The organism is Ruegeria sp. BC5, from assembly GCF_056539205.1.
Map to the genome: position 1 here is coordinate 1624349 of NZ_JBQFUN010000001.1, position 9128 is coordinate 1633476.

Annotated in this window: 9 protein-coding genes; 7 read left to right on the plus strand and 2 right to left on the minus strand. The window is 56.9% G+C overall.

Going from position 1 to position 9128, the window contains the following annotated elements; genetic code table 11:
• The first annotated feature begins 390 nt into the window (after nucleotides 1-390).
• Together ACR0LY_RS08140 and ACR0LY_RS08145 are read left to right on the plus strand one after the other, a co-directional pair.
• Entirely contained in the window at nucleotides 391-1038 is a 648-nt protein-coding gene (locus ACR0LY_RS08140) for a hypothetical protein (RefSeq protein ID WP_170347770.1), read from the plus strand.
• A gap of 47 nt (nucleotides 1039-1085) precedes the next feature.
• A complete protein-coding gene (locus ACR0LY_RS08145; RefSeq protein WP_170347769.1) occupies nucleotides 1086-1670 on the plus strand; it encodes a site-specific integrase in 585 nt (194 codons plus the stop codon).
• A 166-nt stretch (nucleotides 1671-1836) separates the two neighbouring features.
• On the opposite strand, the gene ACR0LY_RS08150 is transcribed toward ACR0LY_RS08145, so the two are convergent.
• Together ACR0LY_RS08150 and ACR0LY_RS08155 are read right to left on the minus strand one after the other, a co-directional pair.
• Entirely contained in the window at nucleotides 1837-2211 is a 375-nt protein-coding gene (locus ACR0LY_RS08150) for a hypothetical protein (RefSeq protein ID WP_170347768.1), read from the minus strand.
• Nucleotides 2212-2755: 544 nt separating this feature from the next.
• Entirely contained in the window at nucleotides 2756-3358 is a 603-nt protein-coding gene (locus tag ACR0LY_RS08155; protein ID WP_170347767.1) for a helix-turn-helix domain-containing protein, read from the minus strand.
• A gap of 146 nt (nucleotides 3359-3504) precedes the next feature.
• Here ACR0LY_RS08155 and glyA point away from each other — a divergent pair, with 146 nt between their 5' ends.
• The 5 genes from glyA to ACR0LY_RS08180 all read left to right on the plus strand — a co-directional run bounded on the left by glyA (nucleotide 3505) and on the right by ACR0LY_RS08180 (nucleotide 9009).
• Nucleotides 3505-4758, plus strand: coding sequence for a serine hydroxymethyltransferase (gene glyA / locus ACR0LY_RS08160; protein ID WP_170347766.1), 1254 nt, complete (start codon nucleotides 3505-3507; stop codon nucleotides 4756-4758).
• A gap of 11 nt (nucleotides 4759-4769) precedes the next feature.
• A complete protein-coding gene (gene lpdA / locus ACR0LY_RS08165) occupies nucleotides 4770-6149 on the plus strand; it encodes a dihydrolipoyl dehydrogenase (RefSeq protein ID WP_170347765.1) in 1380 nt (459 codons plus the stop codon).
• 14 nt (nucleotides 6150-6163) lie between these two features.
• Entirely contained in the window at nucleotides 6164-7108 is a 945-nt protein-coding gene (gene lipA, locus ACR0LY_RS08170; protein ID WP_170347764.1) for a lipoyl synthase, read from the plus strand.
• Nucleotides 7109-7133: 25 nt separating this feature from the next.
• The gene (locus ACR0LY_RS08175) at nucleotides 7134-8504 is read left to right on the plus strand and encodes an alanine/glycine:cation symporter family protein (protein ID WP_170347763.1); all 1371 of its coding nucleotides are present in this window, start codon (nucleotides 7134-7136) and stop codon (nucleotides 8502-8504) included.
• An 82-nt stretch (nucleotides 8505-8586) separates the two neighbouring features.
• Nucleotides 8587-9009: a universal stress protein gene (locus ACR0LY_RS08180; RefSeq protein WP_170347762.1), complete on the plus strand. Its 423-nt coding sequence runs from the start codon at nucleotides 8587-8589 to the stop codon at nucleotides 9007-9009.
• The last annotated feature ends 119 nt before the right edge of the window (nucleotides 9010-9128 follow it).

The window sequence follows — 9128 nt, forward strand, 5'->3', positions numbered from 1 at the left end:
AAAAGCTCTTAGGTTTCATCGGACGGCAAAGATTCCTACCACCCCAGCCACATGCTTCAAAAAATCCAAGAAAATAAGAGCTTTACAGAGTCCCTGAAAAACGATGTGTCACAGCCATCCGAAACTGTGACACATAGTGTAACACATGCCGATGCGCGCTATGCCCGCAAGCGCGCCGACTCGTCCCACCGAAAACCCAAGCTCTGCGCCGGACCCTACCTTATGAGAAGGGGCCGGTATTTCTATTTCCGCAAGCGCCTACGCAGAAGCTTATCAAACCCTCAAACAAACTCATTTCTCTGTTTTTCGTTGCGAACCGATCTCCCGCGCGACGCCGTGATGTGAGCCGCAAGGCTCTTCACGGTCTGCGAGCAAAAGGAGATCGAAATCGTGGACACGCTGAATACAACTGCCCTGCCCCCTGCCGACGCCAAGGCCCTGCTGAATGAAGCCCTCCGGGTGGAGTTGTCCCGGATCCTGGCCGAGCAGAACAGCATGGGTAGTCTGTCCAACGAAGATGTGAACGAACGCATTGAAAAACTCGAAGCTGAAAACAAGAAACTGCGCCGCGCCGCCAGGCGCGGAAATTGGGAGGGAGTTCAAGAGCTGCTTAAAAAAGCCAGTGAAATGAAATCGCTTGCCTTGCCGAATCCGCTCTCGCCGGACCTCGGTCGCCAGGCCATTTCGCTCAAGTGGCGCATTAACGATATCGAGAATGACGTAGCCGATGGCGACGATGTGCGGACTGCCAGCCGTGCACTGCTCAAAGAACATGGTATCAAGAATTCGACGGCTTCGTTCAGGAGCCCGTTCTTCTCTCACACGCTTGGGGCCAGACCCCGGAAAAACCATCCAACCCCGTCAATTCAGGGCAACATCAATGCCCTAGAAAAGCTGACGCTGGAATTCTTCGGCGATATTCCCGTCTCGGCGATCACGAGGAACGGCAAAAAGAGTTCTTTGCTTGGGAAGCCCGACTACCCCGCACCCAAGGTCGTAGTCACGGTAAGAACCGCTTTAACAAAGAAGGAAAGATAATCTCGAAGGCGACCGAGATCTCTGCAGCTGATGCTCATGACCTCCTGGTGACCGAAGAGATCAGGGGGCGAGACGATATCTCGGTTGCAGAAAAGCGGGTGATCCTGGCCGATAACCTGGTTCCACGCCGCACCATAACTACTATCAAGCGAGATCGGGATGGGCGGAATCGTATGTTCAAGAGTGCCAAGAACCTCGGCATCAATCCTCCAGAGGCGTTGTCCCATAAAGAGGTCGAAGGGCACATCGCGGCGCAGGCCCCGAATGATGAGCTCTATGTGCGCGTGACCATGCCCAAGATCCAAATACCCTGGACCGAAGAACGCCTGGCAAAGTTCCTGACGTCGCCGATTTTCACCGGCTGTCTTTCGGCCCATCGCCGGTGGAAACGAGGCAAGCTTATCATCCGGGATGCGACCTACTGGGTTCCGCTTATCGTTCTTACAATCGGCTCTCGGATTGAGGAAATCCTCCTGCTCAAATGCAGCGATATCCGGTATCGCAATGGCGATTATTGCTTTGCCATCGGGACAGGGCCGGAACAACCGGGTAAGCGCGGCCACAGCTGCCAATGCGGCCTGGTGCACCCCTTCACCCGCGCGTTCCAAAAAAACAGAATGAATCGTGTCTAGCCCGCGCCTTGGCGAAACTTACTACATCCTCGGGCGCCTAGTCTGGATTAGGAGCTTCGCCACTGAGCCGCGCCTTTGCCCAAAAGAACACATTGTATTCGTTTAGTTTATCCCTTGCCTCTTTCTGTTGTTTCTTGCCGTCTTCCGTGGTCGGCTGGGGAGGCACTTATGCAATCTCCGACATGCCCTCAGTGTCAGGCTTAGAAAAAATTTGATAGCTGGTGCTTTCGACCATTCGTGCCCACTCTTCGGCATTGCGCCTGACAGCCTCGATATGCTCGACGTTGCCAAATTCCTCATTGAAATAAATCGGCAGGTGATGTTCGTACCCGGCAATCTTTGATTTGAAGGCGTCGCGCAGCTCATCCGAGGCCGAAAACAAAGCTATAGGAGCCATGCTTTGTAGGGTGCGAGTCTTGTGGGTTCTCTCATCAAGATATTTTAGCGCCTCGCGTTCTTTGTCGGTCGTACCTTGCAGTGGATCTATGCCCATCAAGTTTAGTCCACGTCCAAACTCCTGAGCTTGCCGGTTGATGTCCATGTCCCAAATCCTAAAATTCGCGATGACGGGAAGACTGACTTCGGAGACATGCTGAGTCTAAAGTATTATCGAGGCAGCAACGCCAACGGCCGCGACACTTTCGCTCCCTTCCAAAACCTGCCTGATGAGGGCGTCGGGGTTTTCACCGGCATCAATCTTCTTATGAGCCCAATAGGAAAGCACCAAATATGCGCTTTCAATGGGCTGAGGGCCAAGAGAACCACGCGACCATAAGTACGTGTTTCTCCCTCCTCAAAACTCTTGCTCGCCCCACGGAAATTCAAGCTTCAGCGGTATTGGGGTTCCGGAATCGCGGTTTGGTAACGAATGTGTTTGACGCCAACTAAACGAAGTTGACTGCATAGATTGTTCTTAAACCGCGACAGCAAAGGATCACAGCAGGTTTTAGCGGTCTATCCCAAGACGTCTGATCTCAATATTGAAACTTCCACAAACTGGGTTTTTAGTTCTTCTGTGCGCGAAACCCAAGCCACACCGGAAAGGTGATAAACTGCGGTAACGCCAAGTTTCCCAGGTACACGACCTATTCCAACGACACCCAAAGAACCTGCGCGTCTTCTTCACTGGTCGACACACAGCCATGCCCCATGCTGCTGTCATAATACAGCGAATCACCCGCTTTCATCGGCAGAGGGCGGTAGTGTTCCGAGATGAAAATCAACTCGCCGCTCAGCACGTACATGAATTCTTCGCCCGAATGTCGGATCCAGGGGTCAAACTCAGAGATATCGCGGGCCCGTATCGTGGCCACATAGGGCAGCATGCGTTTGCTTGTCAGATCCGAACACAGCAATTCGTGCAAATAGGTGGCGGTTTCCCGGAACTCACCCTGCCCCTTAGCGGTATAGTCCCGCCGACCGTTTATGCCTGACTGACCCGATTGAAGAAAAAGTTGCGGAGGGTTCATATCCAGCGCCTGTGTCAACCGCCGCACGATCTCAAAGCTGGGTTTGGTTTGATTGTTTTCGATCTTCGACAGGGTCGATCGCCCGATACCTGCTGCACGCCCGGCCTCTTCCAGAGTCCAGCCCTTTTCCCGTCGCGCGTCGCGGATGGAACGCCCCAAGGCCGCCCCTTCATCCAGTTCTTCGGGTGTAACCCCTTCGTTTCTTTGGTCTTCGCCCATGAAAATCTCCCCGTTCTTTCCAGCTTACATATTCCCTTAGTCGCACGCAACTTCACGAATAAGAGATTTATGTTGCCTTAAGGGAATCAATTCCACTATAGGAAACATAGTTTCGAACCGGAGATTCGAAATCAGAGGAGATGACCATGTTCAAAACGTCGCTTACACAGGCCGATCCGACCATTGCTGCATCGATTGCACGCGAGGGCGCCCGTCAGGCCGAACAGATCGAACTGATCGCATCTGAAAACATCGTCTCTCAGGCTGTGATTGACGCTCAGGGCTCGGTTCTGACCAACAAATATGCCGAAGGGTATCCCGGCCGCCGCTATTATGGCGGATGTGAATATGTGGATGAGGTCGAGCAGGAAGCCATCGACCGGTTGAAGCAGCTGTTTGGCTGCGAATTTGCGAATGTGCAGCCCCATTCGGGCGCCCAGGCCAATGGCGCGGTCAAGCTAGCGCTGCTCAGCCCCGGTGACACCATTCTGGGCATGTCGTTGGACGCGGGCGGTCACCTGACCCATGGCGCGAAACCGGCGCAATCCGGCAAATGGTTCCGTCCGATCCAATATGGTCTGACCGATGCGGGGCTGATCGACTATGATCAGGTCGAAGCACTGGCCAAGGCCGAAAAGCCCCAGTTGATCATTGCAGGCGCGTCGGCCTATTCACAGAAAATCGACTTTGCCCGCTTCCGCGCGATTGCGGATGAGGTTGGCGCCTGGTTGCTAGCCGACATGGCGCATATCGCCGGTCTGGTTGCAACCGGCCTGCACCCTTCTCCCGTCGGGCACGCTCATATCGTGACATCGACCACGCATAAAACCCTGCGCGGTCCGCGCGGTGGCATCATCCTGACCAATGACGAAGCGCTGGCGAAAAAGATCAACTCAGCCGTATTCCCCGGTTTGCAGGGCGGCCCGCTGATGCATGTGATCGCCGGTAAGGCCGTCGCTTTCGGTGAGGCTCTGAAACCCGAATTCAAAGAGTACATGCAGCGCGTCGTCGACAGTGCCTCGGCTCTGGCCAACGTTATGATGGCACGTGGCTGCGACATCGTCTCGGGCGGCACGGAAAACCACCTGATGCTGGTGGATCTGCGCCCGGTTGGCGTAACCGGTAAAGACGCCGAAGCCGCGCTGGAACGCGCTGGCTTTACCTGCAACAAAAACAGCGTGCCCGGTGACCCCGAGAAACCCACCATCACCAGCGGTATTCGTCTGGGTACTGCGGCCGGTTGCAGCCGGGGCTTTGGCCCCGAGGAATTCAAGCAGATCGGCCATCTGATCGGTGACGTTCTGGACGCGCTGGCGCAGAACCCGGGCGGAGACGAAGCCGTTGAAAAAGCAACCCGTGAAAAAGTGCGCGCCCTGTGCACAAGCCACCCGATCTACTGAAAGTTAGCGTCATGACCTACGATCTGATTGTCATCGGGGGCGGACCTGGCGGCTATGTCGCTGCGATCCGCGCGGCTCAGCTGGGACTGAAAGTGGCCTGCGTCGAAGGGCGCGGGGCACTTGGCGGGACCTGTCTGAATGTGGGGTGCATCCCCTCCAAAGCGTTGCTGACCTCCTCGGCCAAGTATGCCGAACTTGCACATCTCTCCTCCCACGGCATTGCGGTCGAGGGGGCCAGCATCGACGTACCCGCGATGATGGGGCGTAAGGACAAGATCGTAGGCGACCTGACCAAAGGCATCGCGTTTCTGTTCAAGAAAAACGGGGTCGACCATATCGAAGGTTGGGCCAGCATCCCCTCCGCCGGACAGGTCAAGGTCGGCGATGATGTCTATCAAGCAAATAACATTCTGATCGCCACTGGCTCGGAACCGACCTCGCTGCCGGGGATCGAGATTGACGAGCAGGATATCCTCAGTTCAACCGGTGCGATTGCATTGGAGAGCGTACCGGACCATCTGGTCGTGATCGGCGCAGGTGTGATTGGGCTGGAACTGGGGCAGGTTTGGTCCCGTCTGGGCGCAAAGGTTACCGTGGTCGAGTATCTGGACCGCGTTCTACCCGGCATAGATAGTGAGATCGCTAAGCTGGCACAACGCGCACTGTCCAAGCGCGGGTTGAAATTCCAGCTGGGTCGTGCGCTGAAAACGGTCGAAAAGACCGATACCGGTCTGGTGCTGACCGTTGATCGCGTCGGCAAAGACAAAGAAGAAGTGATCGAGGCTGATAAGGTCCTGATCGCTGTGGGCCGCCGCCCTGTCACCCGTGGGCTGGGCCTGGAGGAGCTGGGCGTTACAGTAAATCAGCGCGGCTTCATCGAGGTGGATGGGACGTTCCAGACCTCGGTACCCGGCATCTACGCCATCGGCGACTGCGTGCCCGGCCCGATGCTGGCGCACAAGGCCGAAGAAGACGGCGTCGCCTGCGTGGAAACTCTCGCAGGACAAGCTGGCCATGTCGATTACAACACCGTGCCGGGGGTCGTGTATACCGACCCCGAGGTCGCTTCGGTCGGTCTGACCGAAGAAGCGCTGAAAGAGGCTGGCTCCGAGTATTCGGTTGGCAAGTTCGCCTTCATGGCCAACTCGCGCGCCCGTTCGACCGGCGACACCGACGGCGCAGTCAAGGTTCTGGCGGACCCAAGCGGCAAAATCCTGGGCGCCCACATCTGTGGCGCCCACGGAGGAGACCTGATTGCCGAGTTGGTTCTGGCCATGACCAAAGGCGCAACCGTCGCCGAGGTCGCTGCCACTTGTCATGCACACCCAGCCATGGGCGAGGCGGTCAAAGAAGCCTGCCTTGACGCCATGGGCCGCGCAATCCACGCCTAAGAGGGACCTGCCAGATGACCATCCAGCTTCGCCCCCGCCACCCTGAAAAGGCCAAGAAGGCAGACAGTGTCATCCCGCGTAAGCCCAAGTGGATTCGCAAGAAAAAGGGCGACAGCGCCGAATATTACGAAACCCGCCGTCTGATGCGCGACCACAATCTGGCGACCGTCTGCGAAGAGGCCGCCTGCCCCAATATTGGCGAGTGCTGGTCCAAGCGTCACGCCACGATGATGATCATGGGTGAGGTCTGCACGCGCGGTTGTTCCTTCTGCAATGTTGCCACGGGCCGTCCCGATGCACTGGACGCCTTTGAACCGGGCCGCGTCGCTGCCGCGGTGAAAAAGCTGGGCCTACGCCATGTGGTGATCACATCCGTGGACCGGGACGATCTGGCTGATGGCGGGGCCGAACATATCGCTCAGACCATTCGGGCCGTCCGCCACCAAAACCCAGGCACAACGGTCGAGGTTCTTACCCCCGATTTTCTAGGTAAAGGCGACGCGGCGGATGTCGTGTTCCAGGCTGCCCCAGACGTCTTCAACCACAATTTGGAAACCGTTCCACACCTGTATCCGTCCGTTCGCCCCGGCGCGCGCTACTATACCTCGCTGCGGCTGCTGGACGATGCCAAGCGCGCCAACCCCGAGATCTTCACCAAATCCGGCTTGATGGTCGGGTTGGGAGAATCCCTGAACGATGTTCGCCAGGTGATGGATGACCTGCGCGCGGCTCAGGTCGATTTCCTGACGGTCGGGCAATACCTGCAACCGACCGCGAAACACCACCCGATTGATCGTTTTTGGTCTCCGGACGAATTCGCCCAACTGGAGCAAATCGCGCGCTCCAAGGGCTTTCTGCACGTGTCAGCAACCCCGCTGACCCGTTCGTCGTTCCATGCGGACGAAGACTTTGCCGCCCTCAAGCAAGCCCGCCAACGGGCTATCGCCAACGGGGCATAATCCAAACGCAAATGGGAGGGAAACCATGGAAGCGTTAAATTCAATCGTAGGGGCCATCAATGGCGTCGTGTGGGGGCCGCTCATGCTGGTTCTCATTCTTGGCGTCGGCTTCTTCTTGCAGGTGGGGCTGAAATTCATGCCGATCCTGCGCATCGGCACTGGCTTTAAGCTGTTGTTCGCAGGCCGCGAAGGTCAGGGTGACGGTCAGATCAGCCCGTTCAACGCGCTGATGACGTCGCTGTCGGCGACCATCGGTACGGGTAACATCGCCGGTGTGGCCACTGCTGTCTTCCTGGGCGGTCCGGGTGCTTTGTTCTGGATGTGGATGACCGCCCTGGTGGGCATGGCCACCAAATATGCCGAAGCTGTCTGTGCGGTAAAATATCGTGAGAAAGATGAGCTGGGCAACTTCGTCGGCGGCCCGATGTACTACATCAAAAATGGCCTCGGCGCGAAATGGGCCTGGCTGGGCGTTGCCTTTGCTCTGTTCGGCGCAATCGCGGCCTTCGGCATCGGTAACGGCGTACAGGCCAACGGTGTGGCACAGGTTCTGGAATCGAACTTCGGTGTGAATACTTCGGTCACCGGTATTGTTTTGATGGTCTTGACCGCAGCCGTCATCCTGGGTGGCATCACCCGCATCGGTGCCGTCGCAGGTAAACTGGTTCCGGCCATGGCGATCGCTTACATCGTCGCTGGCCTGTTGGTTCTGATCATCAACATTGGCGAAATCGGTAACGCCCTGTCGCTGGTCTTCACCTACGCCTTCACCCCATCTGCCGCTGAAGGCGGTTTTGCAGGTGCAGCTGTCTGGGCCGCCATCCGCTTTGGTGTGGCACGTGGCGTGTTCTCGAACGAAGCCGGTCTGGGTTCCGCTCCGATTGCACACGCAGCAGCCGAGACCAAAGGTCCGGTCAATCAGGGCCTGATCGCGATGCTGGGTACATTCATCGACACTATCATCGTCTGCTCGATCACCGGTCTGGCTATCATCTCGACAGGTGCATGGACCTCGGGTGAGTCGGGCGCGGCTCTGACCTCGCTGGCATTTGCAACCTCGCTTCCGGGCGGTGGTCACCTGATCGCAATCGCGCTGTCGATCTTTGCCTTCACCACCATCCTTGGCTGGTCGTTCTATGGCGAGAAATGTGTTGAGTTCCTGCTGGGCGTCAAATCCCTGCTGCCCTACCGCATCCTTTGGATCGTTGCGATCTATTTCGGTGCGACTGCAGATCTGGGCTTTGTCTGGCTGCTGGCGGATACGCTGAACGCCATGATGGCCATCCCGAACCTGATCGCTCTGGCATTGCTGAGCCCGATCGTCTTCAAACTGACGAAAGAGTTCTTTGCCTCGAACGGTCAGTCCGAAGAACCGGGCGGCTCACCTGCCGAATAACTTCGGCACTGACAAAATAAAACGGGGGGCCAACCCGGCCCCCCGCCTTTGAAACAAATTTTCTATCTCGAGGAGAGACGTGATGGCCACGAAAATCCTGCTGCCGATTGATCACACTGACGACCGCTCGTGGAAACTGGCTTTGCCGGTCGCTTTGGAACAGGCAAAATTCTATGGTGCCGAACTGCACACGGTCGCCGTCATCCCCGAGATCATCCAGTTGCCGAACCTACCCGCCAACTATGGCGCAGGCGCCAAAGACCACGTGCGGGGTGCGGTTCAGGCCATACTGGATCATGCCAATGCCTCTGATGTGCCGGTGCATGTCGAAGAAGGCAGCGTCTACCGCGAAATTCTGAAGCTTGCCTATAAGGACGGCTTTGATCTGATCGTCATGGCGTCGACCAAAGGCGATTTCCCGAACTATGAGATTGGCCCGAACCTGGCCCGTGTTGTGCGCAACGCGCATTGCACCGTCATGGTTGTCCGTGACCAGTCCCGTTGATTGAAAGGCTACAGCTATGACTGACTTAAAACGCACTCCTCTCTACGATCTCCATGTTGAGTTGGGAGGCAAGCTGGTTGATTTTGCGGGTTGGGAGATGCCTGTTCAGTATCCGCTGG

Coding starts and splice junctions, on each gene's coding strand:
- glyA (WP_170347766.1), top strand. CDS start 3,505: ATGTTCAAAACGTCGCTTACACAGGCCGATCCGACCATTGCTGCATCG.
- ACR0LY_RS08175 (WP_170347763.1), top strand. CDS start 7,134: ATGGAAGCGTTAAATTCAATCGTAGGGGCCATCAATGGCGTCGTGTGG.
- lipA (WP_170347764.1), top strand. CDS start 6,164: ATGACCATCCAGCTTCGCCCCCGCCACCCTGAAAAGGCCAAGAAGGCA.
- lpdA (WP_170347765.1), top strand. CDS start 4,770: ATGACCTACGATCTGATTGTCATCGGGGGCGGACCTGGCGGCTATGTC.
- ACR0LY_RS08150 (WP_170347768.1), bottom strand. CDS start 2,211: ATGGACATCAACCGGCAAGCTCAGGAGTTTGGACGTGGACTAAACTTG.
- ACR0LY_RS08155 (WP_170347767.1), bottom strand. CDS start 3,358: ATGGGCGAAGACCAAAGAAACGAAGGGGTTACACCCGAAGAACTGGAT.
- ACR0LY_RS08180 (WP_170347762.1), top strand. CDS start 8,587: ATGGCCACGAAAATCCTGCTGCCGATTGATCACACTGACGACCGCTCG.